Genomic DNA, 18,319 nt, shown 5'->3' on the forward strand with positions numbered 1-18,319 from the left:
CCTTTCGCTGAATGATTATAATACATTGAAAATTCAAAGTTATCTCACACCTGTATAAGAGGTGTGGGACATAAGTAGGAGGGGTTTTTCCAGCTCTAACGGAAGTCGCAGTTGTTTACCAGTACATAAGGGGGAAATAAGATGGTAAAAAAACGTAGTCTTCTACTCGTAGTGGTTTCGCTGGCATTGCTCGTCCTCTCAGCTTGTGGCGCCAAAACCGTCGATCAGAGCAGCCAAGGCGCAGATGGACAGGCAGGGGCGGGTGACCAGTCGCTCGAACGGGTCAAATCTGCGGGGGTCATCAATGTCGGCATCGAGGGAGCATACCCACCTTTCAACTTTTACAACGACAAAAACGAGCTCGTCGGATTCGACGTAGATATCGCCAATGCGGTCGCTGGCAAGTTGGGCGTTAAAGTAAATTTTGTCCCGACTCCGTGGGATTCGATTATCGCGGGACTGTTGGCGAAAAAGTACGATATCATCATCTCCAGCATGGGCATTACGGATGAACGGAAGCAAAAAGTTGATTTCACCGAGCCTTACTATCATACAGGCGGTCAGTTGTTCGTACCTAATGATTCGACGATCACCGACCCGACCAAAATCGAAGGACTCAAAATCGGCGCGTCGATCGGATCGACGTTTGAAGAGAAAGCGAAAGAGCTCAAAGTTGATCTCGTCACCTACAAAACCGACATGCTGACCTTCCAGGATATGCTCAACGGACGGATCAAAGGCGTGATCACGGATAAAGCCGTCGGTGCAAACATGATCAAGGAGAAAAACTATCCGTTCAAAGCGCTGGGCGATGTGCTGTACAAAGAGGAAGCGGCTTTCACGGTACGTAAAGACGAGGGATCGCTGAAAGAAGAGTTGAACAAGGCATTGAAAGAAATTCAGAGCGATGGCACCTACGAGAAGATCAGTAACAACTGGTTCGATAAAGATATTCGCTAGAAGGGGCTGCATCTGAATGCTTGATTTCTCTCTGGTTACCCAATTCTTCCCTTTTCTGCTTGAAGCATCGTGGCTTACCCTTGAACTCACCGTTCTTTCGACCATCCTCGGGCTTATCCTGGGCTTGATCGCTGCTTTGATGAAAATATCCAACTCCAAACCATTGATGTGGCTGGCAGATTTCTATCTCTGGGTGATAAGAGGAACGCCGGTCCTGGTTCAAATTCTACTGATGTATTTTGCCCTCCCTCAATTCGGGATTCAACTCGACGCCTTCGTCGCTTCGGTTCTTGCGCTGGGAATCAATGCGGGTGCTTATATCGCTGAAATTTACCGAGGCGGTATTTTGTCCGTGCCAAAAGGGCAGGTAGAAGCAGCCGAATCGCTCGGGATGACCTACCCAACGATCATGCGTCGCGTCGTTTTGCCGCAAGCACTTCGCGTCAGCTTTCCGGCATTGGGCAATCAAGCGATTTCCATGCTGAAAGATTCATCGATGGCTTCTGTCATTACACTTCCTGAACTGATGATGACCTCCCAGCGTTTCGCCGCAACCAACTACGCCTTTTTCGAATTTTACATTGTCGCCGCTGGGCTTTATTTGCTCATGACCACCATTCTTTCGTTCTTCTTGAACAAAATGGAGAGACGCATGTCTCAAAGCGAGCGATAGGAGGGGGAAACCATGAGAAATGAAGCACAAGCTACCGGAATGGAAAAGCGGGAAGCGATCATTCGCGTTGAGGATCTTCACAAAAGCTTTGGCAATCTGGAAGTGTTGAAAGGCATCGACATGTCGATTCATCGTGGGGAGGTCGTGTCACTGATCGGCGCCAGCGGTTCGGGCAAAAGCACGCTATTGCGCTGTCTCAATCGTCTCGAAACCATTACGAAAGGCAAAATCACGATCGACGGCATCGAGCTGAACGAATCATTGAAAAACATCAGCCAAATCCGGCGGGAAGTCGGCATGGTATTCCAGCAGTTCAACCTGTTTCCGCATATGACGGTATTGCAAAACGTTATGGAAGCTCCGATTCAGGTGAACAAGGTGAGCAAGGAAGAGGCGAAAAAAATCGCGGTCAATTTGCTGGCGAAGGTCGGTTTGGCCGAAAAGCAGGACGTGTACCCACGCAAGCTGTCGGGCGGACAGCAGCAGAGGGTCGCCATTGCCCGCGCACTTGCGATGAATCCTAAGATCATGCTGTTTGATGAACCGACCTCCGCCCTTGACCCCGAGTTGGTGGGGGAAGTATTACAGGTCATGAAGCAGTTGGCTAAGGAAGGCATGACGATGGTCGTTGTGACGCACGAAATGCAGTTCGCACGAGAAGTGGCCGATCGGGTCGTCTATATGCACAACGGCTTGATTGAAGAGGAGGGGGACCCGCAGGACGTGCTGGTGAACCCAAAAAGCGAACGGCTCAAGTCGTTTTTGCGCCTGATCAAATAAGTGAAGGGACAGCTCCCGATGATGCCAAGACCATCGTCGGGAGTTTTTTTCGTGCAAAAAAGACGCTCACCACAACCGGGAGCGTCACTCGTTTGACAAAGCACGTCAAACATTTGTCAAGCAGTCATATTACAAATTCAATACGAGCTTTTCACAGGATGCACGAGAGACACAGGTCATCATCTGGTTATGCTGTGTGCGTTCGCCGTCAGTCAGGACGGTGTCGTAATGGGCAACGGTTCCCTCAAGCACCTCAACCGCACAGGTACCGCAGCCTCCGACTCGACAGGAATAGGGGGCGTGGATTCCAGCCTGATGCAATGCTTCGAGCAGACTCTGTTTCTCCTCAACCGTGATTAGCTTGTTGCTTTTGCGCAGCTCCGCAACAAATGGGCTGCGGGTAATAGGTGTGATCGGCGTGAACAGTTCAAAATGGATACTTTTTTCCGGATAGCCGAAGCTTAGAGCTGCTGCACGGAATTGGCTGACCATCGTCTCCGGCCCGCAAAAATAGACATGGGTGCCGATCGGTTGGCCAGCCATCACCACAGGCTGCAAGCGAGCTGCAGGACCGTCTGCCGAAAAATAAAAGCGGCAGGAATCGGGATATTGAGTCTGTAACTGCGAATAAAACGCGCATTGCTCCTGTGATTTGGCTGCGTAGTGCAATTCAAACGTTTTACCTACTCGAGACAGCTCTGACATCATCGACAAAAACGGGGTGATCCCGATTCCGGCGGCAATGAACACGTGATGGCGGGCACGAAAGCTTGGCAAGAAATGATTTTTAGGATAGCTGATGGAAAGCTCGCTGCCTACTTCCACAGCCGTATGTAAGTACAGGGAGCCGCCTCGGGAATCTGCATTCTTCTGGACTGCAATTTCATAGGACAAAAGCATATCTACCGGATCGTTAAGTAACGAATAGTGGCGCTCCAGCATGCCAGTTTGTGTAGGTAGGAAGGTTGTAATATGGGAGCCGCTGCTAAAGGCAGGAAGAAGCTCCATTGTTTTGGCGGTAAGGGTGAAGCGTTTTACCGTTTCGGTTTCCTGAATGATCCGAGTTACAATGACTGGTATGTTTACGTGCATCAGTGCCAACCCTTTTCTATCGGAGGAATGTGCAGTTTACCTGCGTTATTGAATCGAAGTATAGCCGAGATAGGCTTGCAATCGTTTGGAAAAATGATCGGAGACGGTCAAATGGATTCCGCAGAAATCGCAAAAAAGTTCCAACTCCTGCTGGACTTCATTCATCTCCTGGCAAGCAGAGCAGTACACTTGCTTGGACATGGGGCCGAATCCGCGGCACTCCATCTCATCATCCGAAAAACCAGCTTCTTCAGCCAAACGGAGCAGCGGTTTCTGCAAATCCCATGCAGTGTAAACATACAGGTAGGTCCCGATTTGTTGATTGGATAGCAGCTCTGCGAGGCCAGGCTGGCCCAAGCTCCCTTTGCCTACATGATGAACCTCGAAAGGAAGATTGCTTTCGGACAATTGCTTGCGCAGCTCATGGGAGGCAGGTTCGCCCGCTGCATCGACCAACAGGACACATCTTTGTTTTTGCATCGGTCAGCACCCCGCTTCATTGAAGAGATTGTGGAGATAATTGATCGTTTGCCCGCGGAACAGCTTCATTCCTTTGTAATCGGCGATGAAATCAGGCAGTTCCACCAAGACGTGATAGAGTTGTTTCGCATAATCACGGTTTAGAGAGAGCTCTTGCAGGGAAATCAAATGCGTGTGGATCGTAAAAAGGACGGCATGCGTGCGCGGGAGACGGAACAGCTTTTGCACCTCCACACGCAGGTACACTTCTTGTCCTGCATTTTCTGCCGTAATTTCCTTGCGCTTTTGTCCCCACAAATGGAACGTTTCGAGCGAGGAATCAAGCTTATGCCCTGCGTTCAATGACCAGTTGCGTCTGACCCAAGGCTGGCCATTTTCCAATCGCATGATGAAATTGCGGATTTTTTCGTCCAGCCTGTCCGCGGAAAAGCCGGGTATTGGAGTGTGGATCTCAACGAAATTCATCCCGAGATTAAATTGAAGTGACCAGTTGGCGGGAAAACAGAGCTGACCGGCATCGAGAAACAGATCGTTGTCACGCTGGCCCATCACAATCAAATCTTCTTGTACATGGCGGCCGACGAAATCGAGTGGCTCGATCGGCAGCGTGCCGGCATCCCCGAACATAAAGGTGGCGGTTTCATTCAGAATATGGTTGGTAAACGTCCAAAGGTTTTCTTTCTTATCTAAAGTGAAGGAAGCTGGATACGTTTCTGCAAGATGATGGAGGACAACGCTTACAACTTCCCATTGCGCCTGTAGCGTATGTGGCAGCGATTGGTAGCACCGGCTATGGCAGTCGGTTAACAGCTTGCGCTTCAAGGTGATTTCGTCTTCATACTCGGGTGTCACCTCGATCGCGATTGGTGGATCAAGCAACAGCGAGTTGTTGGAATAGCGATACACATCGCTCGAAAAAGGGTACGGGAAACGCGATACTTTGTCAGAAGACATGGCTACACCTCTCCTTCTTTTACAGAAAATTACCCATATTCCCTCAATTATACCGATTCCTACACTAAGTTGAAATGTTTCCGTTACAAACTTCTGTATTTTTTGTGACTTGCAAGCTTTCCCATAGAAATTGCAACGAACCTGGTCTATACTACTATCGGACCCTATTACGTAAAGCGAGGATATTCGACAGATGAGAACAAAATGGCAAATAGTAAAACGTCTCCTATTCGCGACTTGCTGTTTCGGCCTCTATTTCGTGTTGTCGACAGCGGCCATCAGCTTATACGGGCCGTTTGAAAATATCCGAAGCACGATTGTTGGGATGGTGCTGACAAGCCGCCATCCATTCGTGATCACTCCTTTCTTCTCCAAGGAGACACTGGCCAAATACCAGCCGGTCGGACTTGACCAGATGGATCGCGGAACCGATACAGCAGGCAACTTTTCGAATATAAGCGATGAGGGGATTGAAGAGATCCCGATCAAAACGTCGAAGTTTACCGGGACGATGCTGGTTGTAAAAGACCCTAAGCGCGTTCATGTGGGCGTGACGAAGCATTTAAATCACGTCGGACAGACCGTCAGTGAGATGGTGAAGGACACCAATGCAGTGGCAGGCGTGAACGCAGGCGGATTTTTTGATAAAGAAGGGTTGGGCACCGGCGGGACTCCCATGGGCTTGACCATTTCCCGCGGTTCTTATGTGAGTGGGGACAAGAAGGCGATTCAGCCGGTGATCGGCATTACGAACAAGGGGGCCCTCGTCGTCGGTAAATATACGTATGATGAGCTCGAACGGATGGGAATCAAGGATGCGATTTCATTCGGGCCCGAGTTGGTCAAGGATGGGAAGCCTTACTTGAAAGAATCGTCCGGATCGTGGGGGATAGCACCGCGTACGGCGATTGGGCAGCGTGAGGACGGGGCAATTTTGCTGCTTGCCATCTCTGGACGCGGCAACAACGGAATTGGAGCTACACTCTTGGACATTCAAAACGTCATGCTTGACCAAGGAGCCGTCATTGCCGCCAATCTAGACGGCGGATACAGCACAGAGCTTTATTATCAAGGGAAGTTTCTGGTACCGCCATCCAATCCGTTGGGTGAGCGCTATGTCGCAACCAGCTTCCTAGTCGATGGTGTGAAAAAACAATGATGAAACGATCAGTTAAAAAGAAACGAAAACAAACGCTTTTGAATAAATGGATCACAATCTTCCTGGTTCTCTCTCTCGTACAAATTGGCGGACTATATGGAATGGACCAATTTTTGCAGCCATCCTCCATTTCTGCGAATGGCAACAACCAAGGGAATCAAGAGCCGGTGAAGACGATCCTGATCCCAAAAGAAGCCACTGTGTCTGCGTACAGTCCAGACGGCAAGCATTTGGCCTACGTGCTGAATGACGGGACGTTCGTGGTTGCTGATGAGCAGGGGACCGTCTACAGCAAGCAGGCGGAGGAAATTCCCCATTTTCAATGGTTAGGAAATACCTCGATCTTGTTCTTTGCACAAGAAAACTCGCTGCGAGCTTACTTGCTTCAAGTGCACGGAGCTGGCACCGAGACACAGGAACCAGTGATGATCCAGCGCTGGTCAGGTAAAGAGACCAAGATCGAGCAAGTGGACTTCTCGCCGTATTTGGAATACCTGTACATCATGGTGAAACGCGGCGATGACAAGCTGCTTTATCGTTACGCAGCAGGAGAGGGCTTGAACCGGATTGCGCTTGGCAGCTTGAAGCTTGAATCCGTCACGTACGATGACAAAACCGACGTCCTGACCTTGTACATGACAGACGGCAGCGTCTATCGCTATGAGAAACGGCGTTTGTATGATGCGGAAGGCAAAATCGTGCGCGAAGACGCGTCGTCCGGTCAGCAAGCGGGCGGGAGAAATCAATATGAACCCAACTCAGTCGGGAATAAATAAAGAAAGCAAGGGGGAGGCGCTAAGCTTCCTCCTTTTTCTTTTTTTCGATCAATCAGCGAGGATAACTCGGAGAAAGTTTGGAATCTTACAATATGAATGAATATTTCGTCGATCATTCTTACACTTTGTAAAATGAACAAAGTAAAACAATTGGTGTACGATCAAAACATACTCTCACCATACATACTAGGAGGTTGAGCGACAGGTGATTTGGGACTTTCTTTTTCAATTGCCGACACGAATCGAATTTGGAAATGGAAAAGTGAAAGAACTGGCTCAGCGCGTTTTGGAGCTAGGAGGGAAAAAAGCGCTGCTGGTAACCGATCAAGGTATCGTCAAGTCGGGTATTCTCGACGTTGTGACAGGCGTTCTGGAGGCTGGTGGGATCGCGTACGCAGTGTACGATCAAGTGAAACCGAATCCGCGTGATGTCGATTGCATGAGCGCGTACCAATTGGCGAAAGAGGCAGAGGTAGACGTGCTGATCGGGTTGGGTGGTGGCAGCTCGATGGATACGGCCAAAGCGGTCGGAACGCTATTGACGCATGGCGGTGAAATCAAGGATTGGTACGGCTTGAATGTGCTGGAGAAACCCATCACGCCACTGATCTGCATCCCGACCACAGCTGGTACCGGCAGTGAAATCACCTTTTTCTCCGTAATCACCGACACGAATACAAAATTAAAAATGAACATACTTGATGCGAAAGTCGCGCCGAAAATTGCCCTGCTCGATCCGGAGCTGACTGTTACGCTACCTGCACATGTAACCGCTTCCACAGGGATGGATGCGCTGACGCATGCGATCGAGGCGTATACGTGCAACATTTCCGAGCCGATAACGGATGCGCTCGCGTTGTATGCAATCGATTTGATCGTTGAGAATTTGCCACTGGCTGTCGAAGATGGCGGTAATTTGGAAGCACGGCGGAACATGTTGGCTGGCAGCCTGATTGCGGGCATTGCGTTCGGCAACTCCGATGTAGGCGGCGTCCACTGCATGGCAGAGGCACTCGGTGGATTGTATGATACTCCACATGGCGTCGCCAATTCGATGCTCTTGCCGTACGTGTTTGAATACAACATTCCGGCAGATCCGCGCAAACATGCAATTGTCGCTGAAAAACTGGGAGCCAAACGGAATGGCCGCACGGATGAAGAAGTCGCACAGGAAGGCGTACAGCTGCTCAAAGACCTAGCAAAAACCGTCAGCATTCCGAAAATGAAAGAGCTAGGCAATGTAAATCCAGAAGATTTCCGCTACTTGGCTGAAGCGGCTACAAAAAATGTATCAGCACCAAGCAATCCGCGCCCTGCCACGATGGAGGACTATCTGAAATTATTCTACACCGCATATGAAGGATAATTCTGACGTACACAAGGGATAGGTGCATATATGAGCGATCTGAAATTAAATCGGACATTAGGCTTTTGGGCAGCGTACTCGGCTTCGGTTGGACTTGTCGTTTCAGGAACAGCGATGGTTGCCTTGGGCAATGGCTACGGCGTGAGCGGTCCTGCTTACAGCATTGTTGCATTCGGAGCATTGATCGTAATTTTATGTGTGGCGCTGTCATATTCTGAGATGGCAGCCATGATCCCCGGCGCGGGAATGGTAGGCGAATATACGCTTCCAGCACTGGGCAAGCTGCCCGCTCTGTTTGCGGTATTGGCAGGCTACATCGTCCTGGTCGGCACAGACGGCGGTACGAACATGATCGTCGGCGGTCAGTCGCTGGAAGCGCTGATCGGTGTCCCATGGTATTTATGCGTCGCAGTTATTTTAGTCTTTCTCGTCATTGTTAACATGATGGGCGTCGAGGTGTTCGGTAAAGTCCAGTCAGTGCTGGCAATCAGCATGATGGGGCTCCTCGGTCTCCTCGGGCTGTGCGGCCTGTTCGGGATTGGGACCCAAGAGCCTTTGGCTGTACAGCCGCCGTTTTCCCCCTTGTCGTGGCAGGAGCAAGCGGGGACGCTCGGTCTTGCAATATGGCTGTTCATCGGGATGGAATTCGTAGCACCACTTGCAGAAGAGGTGAAAAATCCGGGGAAAACAATCCCGTTCGCCATGCTGTTCGGCTGCTTCACCATCTGGCTGGTCGATTTGTTTTTCGGACTGGGCGTGACCAAATACATTCCGTTGGACAAGCTTGCCGCATCGACGATCCCGCATGTGGAAGGTGCTGCTGCCATGTTGGGCAAACCGGGCTTGGTCATCATGAGCATCGTTTCGATATTGGCTGCGGTCACGACATGTGATACGTATTTGGTCGCGGTTCCGCGCATGCTGTATGGTTTGTCAAAAGAAGGGCTGCTACCAAAAATGTTTTCCTGGCTGCATCCGAAAACCCGGACACCGTGGTATGGCATTTTCTTTGTCGTCGCGTTAATTTTGATTGTGCTTGTTTATGCGGTAATCAATAAAGCCAACATTGATTTTGTCACGACCATGATTGCAGTTGCCTGTGGAACATGGCTGATGTCCTACATGATCACACAGATCGACGTCATCGTGCTGCGGATCAAATATCCGAAAGCGGTGCGCCCTTTCAAAACGCCTTTGTATCCGCTCCCGCAGATTATTGGCATCATAGCCTGCATCTACATGATCTACACGCAGTACCAAGATCCGACCGTCTTGACCATTTCCCTATATGTCATCGCGGCCATCCTGATTTTTGGCATTATTTATTTGAAAATGACCGGTCAAAAGCTGTTTGAGCCAGTACCTTTAGAAAAAATTTACGAAGGAATCAGCAAGCGCAGCGAGTTGGACAGCGAGCTCGGCATCGTCGAGGAAAAGTAGCGAGGTTGTCCGTATGAAACGTAAAGGTGGGGGAGTATGGGATTATATACTGTCATTGATCAGCGCGCATTTAGGGTGCTGCGTTCCGTCGCAACCGATTTCGAACCATTCGCTCCCATCGATGCGGCTTCTCATAATCGCATTCATCTGGATGGTCATAAGCTCGGGGTAGACGGGTTGGAAGCAAGCTATCGGATCATCAACAAATGGATGGGCCGCGTCTATGTGTATACATGGAAATGGTCGCTTCCCGATGATTCAGTCCAATCAGATATTGTGATAAAATGTAAGTATTCTGGAAAAATGGGCAGCAGGGTAGCGCAGTTCGTCTCTAAGCAAGATTCCGCATTGCTGCAGCGCCTCAATCGAGATAAAGAGATTTTGGCGCTATGTAATGCGATCGATTATGAGGCGATCGAGCTGCGTTACTCCCGCGAAGAGCGGCGTTGGCATGTGGAGATGAAGCCGAATTACGGCGATTTCATCTGGATCTTGTTCCCACCCGTGCGGTATGCACGTAAGCCCAAGCAGCAAGAAATGGACGATACAATGCGTTTGATCAAGAGATTTGCCCAAAAAATTAAACAATCTATCAAGTGAGGTGTTTGCATGCTGCAAGCAAAAGCATTTTTGACGGATTTGAATACGGTGCAAAGAATGTATATCGATGGAAAATGGGTGACAAGCGATAGCAATGGAACCCGCAATGTGATCAACCCAGCGAACGGCGAAATCATCGGCGTCGTGACGGAAGGGACACGTGAAGACTCCCAAAAAGCGATTTTGGCAGCGAGACGCGCATTTGACAAAGATGGCTGGCTGGATAGCAAAGCCCGCGATCGCGCCGCTCTGTTGAACAAAGTGGCGGATGCGTTGGAAGCGCGTGTGGAAGAATTCGCTTCGCTCGATACCTTGAACAATGGCAAACCGTTGCGTGAATCCCGCTACGATGTCGCCGATGCGGTGAACCAGTTCCGTTATTTTGCCGGCTTGTGCACCAAGCCGCACGGCACGACATACGATGTGCCGGACGATATGCAGGCGATGGTGGTACGCGAGCCGATCGGCGTCGTCGGACAGATCATCCCGTGGAACTACCCGCTCGTCATGGCAACGCAAAAAATCGCACCGGCGATTGCAGCAGGCTGCACAGTCGTCATCAAGCCCGCCGAGCAGACACCGTTGTCTTTGATCCGACTGTTCGAAATCATCGATGAAGTTGGATTCCCGCCAGGAGTGATCAATCTGGTGCTCGGTGCAGGGGAGACTGTCGGAGCAGAGCTTTCCGAGAGCCCATTGGTGGACAAGGTGGCCTTCACGGGCGGAACGGATACCGGTATCCGCATCATGAAAGCGGCCGCGGAAACGATTAAAAAAGTCGGCCTCGAGCTGGGCGGCAAATCGCCAAACATCGTGTTCGCCGATGCGGATTTCGAGACAGCTGTAGATTTCGCATTGTATGCGATCTTTGCCAACCAGGGCGAGGTATGCTCCGCCGGTTCTCGCCTCCTGCTCGAGGAGAGCATTTATGAGCGATTCGTCGCGGAATTGACTGCCCGCGCTCAACAGATCGTTGTAGGAGACGGGACGGACGAAGGGACCGAGATGGGCCCGCTGATCACGGAAGAGCATATGAACCGTGTTCTCTACTATATTGAAGAAGGCAAAAAAGAAGGCGCAACATTGCTTTGCGGCGGCAATCGCTTGTTGGATAACGATCGGGACAAAGGCTTCTTCGTGGCGCCAACCATTTTCACCGACACGAAGCCCGATATGAAAATCATTCAGGAAGAAATTTTTGGCCCTGTTTTGGCGATCCAAACGTTCAGCACGGAGGAGGAAGCGATTGAGCTGGCGAACGGCACGCGTTTCGGACTGGCGGGAGCTGTCTTCACGACAGATGTCGCCAAAGCCCATCGCGTGATTAAGAAGCTCCGCGCAGGCATCACTTGGATCAACACCTACCACCCAACATATAACGAAGCGCCGTGGGGCGGATATAAGCAGAGCGGAATCGGCCGTGAGCTCGGTACGTACGGATTCGACGAGTATCTCGAAATCAAGCAGATCAATGTCAATCTGAATGTGGCGCCGAGCGGATGGTTCGAGAAGCGCAAGTAAGTAAAGAGAAAAGGAGGCAAAAGAGCGACCCTAGTCGGCCGCTCTTTTTGCTGTATAAAAGTTGCGTAAATTGACGAGAAAAAACCGATGGATGCACGCTAGCAATTGACATATTTTTCAGCACCTACGGCATATAATCGTACGTATGGCAGTTTGCACCAAAAATACATAGGCGTTCGCCATCGTCGAGCCGGGGAGGATTTTTTGTAATGAAAGTAACGTGGAACGAGCTTGTGATCGAAGGAACACCACACGAAATACAAACGTTTCTCACCATGTGCAACATGCTGCCTGCCGATTCGCAAGCACAAGGTGGCGAAGGTGTATCAGGCAGCACGACGGAATGGCAGCGCGCGCTGTATCGCGATTTGCTGCAAAAAAGCTACTATGGAAAAATGTTTGCGCGAAATGCCGCAAGAAACAGCAGATAAGGGAGGGGATTCGACATGTACCTTGACAAAATAAATGAAAATCGGTTAACTATTGTAATAGTGAAACAATTTAGTTCGATAGAGTCGAGGAGGACGTTGAGATGAGTAGAGTTGAGATTCAAGATGGATATTTTGGTCAATTTGGCGGCAGTTTCGTTCCGCCAGAGCTGCAAGAGGTGCTTGATTATCTGACGGCCCAATTTGAGCAATACAAGGATGATCCGGAATTCAATGCGGAATACCGCTACTATTTGAAGGAGTATGTCGGTCGCGAAAATCCGCTAACATTTGCACAAAATTTGACGAAAAAGCTGGGCGGGGCAAAAATTTACTTGAAACGTGAAGATTTGAACCATACTGGCGCACATAAAATCAACAACGTCATCGGCCAAATTTTAATGGCAAAACGAATGGGGGCGAAGCGCGTGATCGCCGAAACCGGAGCGGGCCAGCACGGTGTCGCGACCGCTACAGCCTGCGCCATGTTTGATATGGATTGCACGATTTACATGGGGGCGGAAGATATTCGCCGCCAGGCACTCAATGTGTTTCGGATGGAGCTCTTGGGGGCGAAAGTGGTTTCGGTTGCCAAAGGGCAAGGTCGTTTGAAAGATGCAGTAGATGAAGCGTTCGCTGATCTCGTGGAAAATTACAAGCACACGTTTTACTTGCTTGGCTCTGCCGTGGGTCCGCATCCGTTTCCGACCATTGTGAAGCACTTCCAAGCCATCATCAGCGAGGAGTCCAAGCGACAAATCCTCGAAAAGGAAGGGCGCTTACCTGACGCGGTCATCGCGTGTGCAGGCGGGGGAAGCAATGCAATCGGTGCGTTCGCGCATTATATCGACGAGCCTGGCGTTCGGCTGATCGGTGTGGAACCGGATCAGGCTGCTGCGCTGACAAAAGGTGTTCCTGCGGTTTTGCACGGATTCAAATGCTTGGTGCTGCTCGATGAAAACGGCAACCCGCAACCGACCTTTTCGATTGCGGCTGGACTTGATTACCCAGGTATCGGTCCTGAGCATAGTTACTTGAAGGAATCCGGACGTGCAGAATATTACACGATTACAAACGAAGAAGTGCTAGAAGCATTCCAAGTCTTGTCGAAGACGGAGGGCATCATTCCAGCATTGGAGAGCTCACACGCTGTCGCGTACGCGCTCAAGCTAGCGCCGACGCTGACTTCCGATCAAATCTTGATCGTCAACCTTTCGGGGCGTGGCGACAAAGACGTCGAGCAAGTCTACTCGATGCTGAAAAAATGATCAGGTCATCTGACCTGATTTTTTTTCTTCGCGATCACGGAAAAAGGTTCCTTTTACCATATGAATGACCAAAGATGCAAGTAGTGAAAATTGAAACGGTTTCGTGTTATGCTTATAAAAAAACAAGTAGTGCCCGGAAAGGGGATGGCAAATCATGATGCAATCACAGCAAAATGGAGAAGACTTCCGTTTCGAAATGCCAGAATATTATAATTTCACTACACAAGTGGAAGCGTTTGCAGCCGCACATCCTGAAAAGCCAGCAGTGCTTGTCGTAAATGAAGATGGGAGCAGCAAGAGCATGACGTACGCAGGGCTTACGGGCTATGCCAATCGGATCGCGAATGTACTATCATCGCTGGGCATCGGACACGGTGACAAGGCGATTGTACTCGTTCCGCGCGGGATCGAGGCGTACGGGATTTATTTGGCACTCGTCAAGCTGGGAATCGTGGTTTTGCCAGGCTCGGAAATGCTGCGTGTAAAAGATATTGAGTATCGTGCCAATCATGCGGAAGCAAAAGCGGTTATCGCCTTTGGCGGAATCGTAGAGGAAGTTGACAAGCTGCGCGGTAACTGTCCAACGCTCCGCCACTATCTGATCGTGGGAGAGGCCAAGGAAGGCTGGTTGGCGCTTGACGATTTGGCGGAAGAAGCCGAAGAGCTCGCGCTGAATGTGCAGACGCGTTCGGATGAGCTGGCGTTTTTATCGTATACATCGGGGACGACGGGTGGTCCGAAGGGGGTCATGCACGTGCACGGCTGGCCAGCCGCCCATATTGCGGTCGCCGCTACCTACTGGCTCGGCGTCGAATCGGAAGATCTCGTGTGGGCGACAGCGGGTCCCGGTTGGGCAAAGTGGCTGTGGAGCCCGTTCATTTCCACGCTCGGCAAAGGAGCGACCGCATTTGTCTACAAAGGGCGGTTTTCACCGGAGACGTATTTGAATTTGCTCGGGACTTATCCGATATCTGTTCTTTGTGCGACACCAACCGAATATCGGATGATGGCAAAGGTTACGGATCTGGAAGCATACAAACTGCGTGCACTGCGCTCTGCAGTTTCGGCTGGAGAGCCATTGAATCGCGAGGTGATCGATACGTTCCGCCGCGTGTTCAACATCACTGTCCGTGACGGCTACGGGCAGACGGAAAATACGCTAATGATCGGGACATTCGTCGGAATGGAGCCACGCCCGGGATCGATGGGCAAACCATCGCCGGTTGTGAACGTTGCCATCATCGATGACGAAGGAAATCCGGTGCCGAATGGCGAGGTCGGCGATATCGCAATCGATCGTCAGATGGTGGCGCTTTTCAAAGGGTATCTCAATGATCCGGAACGGACTGCGCGTGCGTTTCGTCGTGACTGGTATGTAACCGGCGACCAGGGGCGTATGGATGAGGATGGGTATATTTGGTTTGAAGGACGCTCTGATGACATCATTATCTCAGGCGGTTATACGATCGGCCCGTTCGAAGTGGAGGATGCCCTCGTGAAGCATGCGGCGGTAGCGGAGTGTGCAGCAGTTGCCAGCCCTGATCCGGAGCGCGGCAATGTCGTAAAGGCGTTCGTCGTTCTCAAGCAAGGCTATGCAGGCTCCGATGCGATGGTAGCCGAGCTGCAAAACCATGTGAAGGAGCTGACGGCCCCATATAAATATCCGCGCAAAATCGAGTTCGTCGCCGAGCTGCCCAAGACGACATCGGGCAAAATCCGTCGCATCGAGCTGCGCCAGCAGGAGGCAACCCGCTCGTAGCTGGCAGCGCGCGCTAGTGTAACCAGTCATTTCTATTGATTTCGCACAGCCCGATCAGGTAGTGTACTAGATGTACTTATACCTCGAGGAGGCTGCGACATGAATCGAAATCGATTTTGGATGGTGACAGCCGCACTTGCCGTGTTGTTTACCAATGGAATGTTTTTTGGCGGGTCGATGTCATTTGCTCATGCACAAACACAGCCGATCAGCGAACCGTTCTTTTTTGATAAACCTGCAGTTACGCAGCATCAATTTGATTTGTTCCAGAACTTTCTAAAGCCGAAAAAAGGGCAGCTCGGCTCTTACTATACAGAGATGGACCCTACGAACGTAAACCGTGTGGCAAACATTAAGCGAGCGGTTGATAAAATTGACAACGTGGTCATCCAACCCGGTGGCAAGTTTTCATACAATGAAACGGTAGGGAATGCCAATTTACCGGAGGATGGCTGGCTGACAGCTGGAGTCATCATGAACGGCGCGTTGACAGAAGGATACGGCGGCGGCATTTGCCAAGTTTCGTCGACACTGTTCAATGCTGTTGATCAAGCTGGGCTCACGGTCATTGAGCGGCATTCGCACAGCTTGCCGACGAAGTATGTACCAGCAGGTCGCGATGCGACAGTAGCCTATGGCACGCTTGATTTTGTGTTCAGCAATGCCTTCGATTATCCTGTAAAAATCAAGGCAAAATTGTATGATGACAGCTACGTCTTGGTCCGCATTTTGAAGGCGTAATATTTGCAGGAAGTCGAAATTTCTTTACAAATCGTATGATTTACGCTATGATGAAAGTGTTGTTAAACAGAAGTTTAATTAAATATGGATATGTAACTTGGTGGAGCCTGTCATTTGCAGGCTCCTTTTTGCATTTTTTTCGTTTGCCAGGGAGGAGTCTGCAAACATTGACGTGGCCTGATATCCACCTTTGTTTAAGAAGGAGGGAGTGGCATGCATCACGTTTGGTACTGGTTTGCAAACTAAGGGAATCATTCGATTCTACTTCATCCTCAGGAGGTTGACATGGAACAACAAGCTATTCTCGCGATCGGGATTTTTCTCGTCATTTACGCATTGATCATCACTGAAAAAATACACCGTACCATTGTCGCTATGATCGGCGGGATTCTGATGGTGGTGCTTGGCATTGTCGATCAGGAAGTCGCACTGCACCATATCGACTTTAATACGTTGGGACTTTTGGTTGGGATGATGATAATCGTGGGGGTTACAGCGGAAACGGGCCTCTTCACGTACATCGCCATCTGGGCAGCTAAGAAGGCAAAAGGAGAGCCTGTGCGCATCATGGTGCTTCTTGCCCTCATCACGGCGGTCGGATCGGCTTTTCTGGACAATGTGACGACAGTTTTGCTGATGGTACCCGTAACATTTTCGATCACCAAACAGCTCCGGGTTCAGCCGCTGCCGTTTTTGATCACGCAAATTGTCGCATGCAACATCGGAGGAACCGCGACCTTGATCGGGGATCCGCCGAACATCATGATCGGCAGTGCCGTTAAGGAGCTTACCTTTATGGCGTTTATCAACAATCTAGCGCCAGTCGTTTTGATCATTTTGGCTGCTACAGTTCCTTTGTTTATCTTGATGTTCCGCAAGCAAATCCAAACGACGCCGGAGCTTAAACAAAGCTTAATGGAGATCGATGAAAAACAGTTTATCACCGACCGTACACTTCTGATCAAAAGCGCTTCTGTGCTGGTACTCACGATTTTCGGGTTCTTCCTGCACCAAGCGTTTCATTTGGAATCGGCGACCGTGGCGCTTACCGGAGCGTTTCTCCTTTTGCTTCTGACTGGCGAGCACATGCTGGAAAAGGCATTGGTAAAAGTCGAGTGGACGACCATTTTCTTTTTTGTCGGGCTGTTTGTTTTGGTTTCCGGCTTGATTGAAACAGGTGTGATCGCGAAATTGGCGGAACAAGCCATCCATTTGACCGGAGGAGATAAGTTTGCGACATCGATGCTGATTCTCTGGCTGAGTGCAATCGCGTCGGCGTTCGTGGACAATATTCCGTTTGTGGCAACGATGATTCCGTTGATTCAGGAAATGGGCCGGATGGGCGTCAGCGATTTGGAGCCGTTGTGGTGGAGTCTCGCGCTGGGGGCATGCTTGGGAGGAAACGGAACATTGATTGGAGCGAGCGCGAATTTGATCGTCGCAGGACTTTCCGGTAAAGAAGGTCATCCGATCAGTTTTGTCCGTTATCTCAAGGTCGGATTCCCGCTGATGCTGCTGTCTGTAGTCATCGCCAGCATCTATGTGTATCTGCGTTATCTGCTTTAGATTAATCAAAGAAATCGATTGACAAACTCTAACAAGTGCGATAAAACTAACTCGATGGTTATATAACTTTTGAGTTAGTTTTTTTTATTTAGATTCCCGGTTGCGCAGTGTAAACTGCACATCGAATAGATGAATTAAGGAGGAGTATGGATGGAACGAAGTATCACACCAAAAGGCCAAGCGAGTAGGGCGCGCCTGTTGCAGGCAGCTGCCACTGAATTTGCTGCGAAAGGATTTGCTGCGACGAAGGTGAGCGACATCGTGAAGGCGGCGGGGCTTACCCAAGCAGCGTTTTACCTCTATTTTTCGAGCAAAGAAGCGATGTTTGCCGAACTCGTGCAAGAATTCCGCGAGCAGCTCAAACATTTGGCGAGCGCAGGGGCGATCGCGAGTGGACTACCTGCCGAACAAGTGCCCGTGCAAGTGAAGGCCAATTTGCAGGCGGTGTTTGCCTTTCTCGGCACGATGCCAGAATTGACCAAAATCGCGCTGGTGGAATCGCCGGATGCGGAAGCGATCAAGAGCGAGATGATCGCGATGGTCATTGAAAATATGAAGAAAAACCAGGAAGCGGGTTATGTGCGCAAAGAGCTGGTACCGGAAGTGGCGGCCGAATGCATGATGGGGATGGTGGACCGCTTGTGCATGAAATGGCTGGTGACGCAGGATAAAGATGCGGAGACGCTAGCTGCGGAGATGGCGGACGTGCTCATGTACGGCATTTTGGCGTAACGACAGAAGCGCTGCAGGGGGATG

Annotated in this window: 18 protein-coding genes; 15 read left to right on the plus strand and 3 right to left on the minus strand. The window is 50.4% G+C overall.

Annotated features, from left to right (window positions below; translation table 11 throughout):
- Positions 1–141: 141 nt before the first annotated feature.
- From EDM56_RS20630 to EDM56_RS20640, 3 genes are read left to right on the plus strand one after another with little or no spacing between them, the layout of a single operon-like run.
- Entirely contained in the window at positions 142–960 is an 819-nt protein-coding gene (locus EDM56_RS20630; RefSeq protein WP_122919807.1) for a transporter substrate-binding domain-containing protein, read from the plus strand.
- A gap of 16 nt (positions 961–976) precedes the next feature.
- Positions 977–1,633: an amino acid ABC transporter permease gene (locus EDM56_RS20635; RefSeq protein WP_122919808.1), complete on the plus strand. Its 657-nt coding sequence runs from the start codon at positions 977–979 to the stop codon at positions 1,631–1,633.
- A gap of 57 nt (positions 1,634–1,690) precedes the next feature.
- On the plus strand, positions 1,691–2,413 hold the full coding sequence (locus EDM56_RS20640) for an amino acid ABC transporter ATP-binding protein (protein ID WP_122920021.1): 723 nt from the start codon (positions 1,691–1,693) through the stop codon (positions 2,411–2,413).
- 129 nt (positions 2,414–2,542) lie between these two features.
- Here EDM56_RS20640 and EDM56_RS20645 read toward each other — a convergent pair whose 3' ends face one another.
- Genes EDM56_RS20645 through EDM56_RS20655 form a run of 3 tightly spaced genes read right to left on the minus strand, consistent with a single transcriptional unit; the run spans position 2,543 to position 4,939 of the window.
- Positions 2,543–3,505, minus strand: a complete 963-nt coding sequence (locus tag EDM56_RS20645) for a PDR/VanB family oxidoreductase (RefSeq protein WP_122919809.1) — start codon at positions 3,503–3,505, stop codon at positions 2,543–2,545.
- A 45-nt stretch (positions 3,506–3,550) separates the two neighbouring features.
- On the minus strand, positions 3,551–3,985 hold the full coding sequence (locus EDM56_RS20650; RefSeq protein ID WP_122919810.1) for a dimethylamine monooxygenase subunit DmmA family protein: 435 nt from the start codon (positions 3,983–3,985) through the stop codon (positions 3,551–3,553).
- A gap of 3 nt (positions 3,986–3,988) precedes the next feature.
- Positions 3,989–4,939 carry a heme-dependent oxidative N-demethylase family protein gene (locus EDM56_RS20655; RefSeq protein WP_122919811.1) on the minus strand — a complete coding sequence of 317 codons (951 nt, stop codon included), beginning with the start codon at positions 4,937–4,939 and terminating at the stop codon, positions 3,989–3,991.
- Between the two features lie 193 nt (positions 4,940–5,132).
- Between EDM56_RS20655 and EDM56_RS20660 the strand changes: the two genes are divergently transcribed.
- From EDM56_RS20660 to EDM56_RS20715, 12 genes are all read left to right on the plus strand, one after another.
- The gene (locus EDM56_RS20660) at positions 5,133–6,098 is read left to right on the plus strand and encodes a phosphodiester glycosidase family protein (protein WP_122919812.1); all 966 of its coding nucleotides are present in this window, start codon (positions 5,133–5,135) and stop codon (positions 6,096–6,098) included.
- Positions 6,095–6,874, plus strand: a complete 780-nt coding sequence (locus EDM56_RS20665; RefSeq protein ID WP_122919813.1) for a hypothetical protein — start codon at positions 6,095–6,097, stop codon at positions 6,872–6,874. Before EDM56_RS20660 ends, EDM56_RS20665 begins: the two co-directional genes overlap by 4 nt.
- Positions 6,875–7,079: 205 nt before the next feature.
- Positions 7,080–8,240 (plus strand): iron-containing alcohol dehydrogenase, encoded by a 1,161-nt coding sequence (locus tag EDM56_RS20670; RefSeq protein ID WP_122919814.1) that lies wholly within the window; start codon positions 7,080–7,082, stop codon positions 8,238–8,240.
- A gap of 30 nt (positions 8,241–8,270) precedes the next feature.
- A complete protein-coding gene (locus tag EDM56_RS20675) occupies positions 8,271–9,680 on the plus strand; it encodes an APC family permease (RefSeq protein WP_122919815.1) in 1,410 nt (469 codons plus the stop codon).
- 36 nt (positions 9,681–9,716) lie between these two features.
- On the plus strand, positions 9,717–10,280 hold the full coding sequence (locus EDM56_RS20680; protein WP_122919816.1) for a DUF3156 family protein: 564 nt from the start codon (positions 9,717–9,719) through the stop codon (positions 10,278–10,280).
- 9 nt (positions 10,281–10,289) lie between these two features.
- A complete protein-coding gene (locus EDM56_RS20685; protein ID WP_122919817.1) occupies positions 10,290–11,801 on the plus strand; it encodes an aldehyde dehydrogenase family protein in 1,512 nt (503 codons plus the stop codon).
- A gap of 209 nt (positions 11,802–12,010) precedes the next feature.
- Positions 12,011–12,232 (plus strand): hypothetical protein, encoded by a 222-nt coding sequence (locus EDM56_RS20690; RefSeq protein WP_122919818.1) that lies wholly within the window; start codon positions 12,011–12,013, stop codon positions 12,230–12,232.
- A gap of 101 nt (positions 12,233–12,333) precedes the next feature.
- A complete protein-coding gene (gene trpB / locus EDM56_RS20695; RefSeq protein ID WP_122919819.1) occupies positions 12,334–13,497 on the plus strand; it encodes a tryptophan synthase subunit beta in 1,164 nt (387 codons plus the stop codon).
- A 157-nt stretch (positions 13,498–13,654) separates the two neighbouring features.
- Complete coding sequence (locus EDM56_RS20700; RefSeq protein ID WP_122920022.1) at positions 13,655–15,256, plus strand: acetate--CoA ligase; 1,602 nt, start codon at positions 13,655–13,657, stop codon at positions 15,254–15,256.
- Positions 15,257–15,355: 99 nt separating this feature from the next.
- Entirely contained in the window at positions 15,356–15,997 is a 642-nt protein-coding gene (locus EDM56_RS20705; protein WP_246009470.1) for a VanW family protein, read from the plus strand.
- 285 nt (positions 15,998–16,282) lie between these two features.
- The gene (locus tag EDM56_RS20710; RefSeq protein ID WP_122919820.1) at positions 16,283–17,563 is read left to right on the plus strand and encodes an ArsB/NhaD family transporter; all 1,281 of its coding nucleotides are present in this window, start codon (positions 16,283–16,285) and stop codon (positions 17,561–17,563) included.
- A gap of 150 nt (positions 17,564–17,713) precedes the next feature.
- On the plus strand, positions 17,714–18,295 hold the full coding sequence (locus EDM56_RS20715) for a TetR/AcrR family transcriptional regulator (RefSeq protein ID WP_122919821.1): 582 nt from the start codon (positions 17,714–17,716) through the stop codon (positions 18,293–18,295).
- The last annotated feature ends 24 nt before the right edge of the window (positions 18,296–18,319 follow it).

It is taken from the genome of Brevibacillus fluminis, from assembly GCF_003710825.1.
In the GTDB taxonomy this organism is placed as follows: Bacteria; Bacillota; Bacilli; order Brevibacillales; family Brevibacillaceae; genus Brevibacillus_D; species Brevibacillus_D fluminis.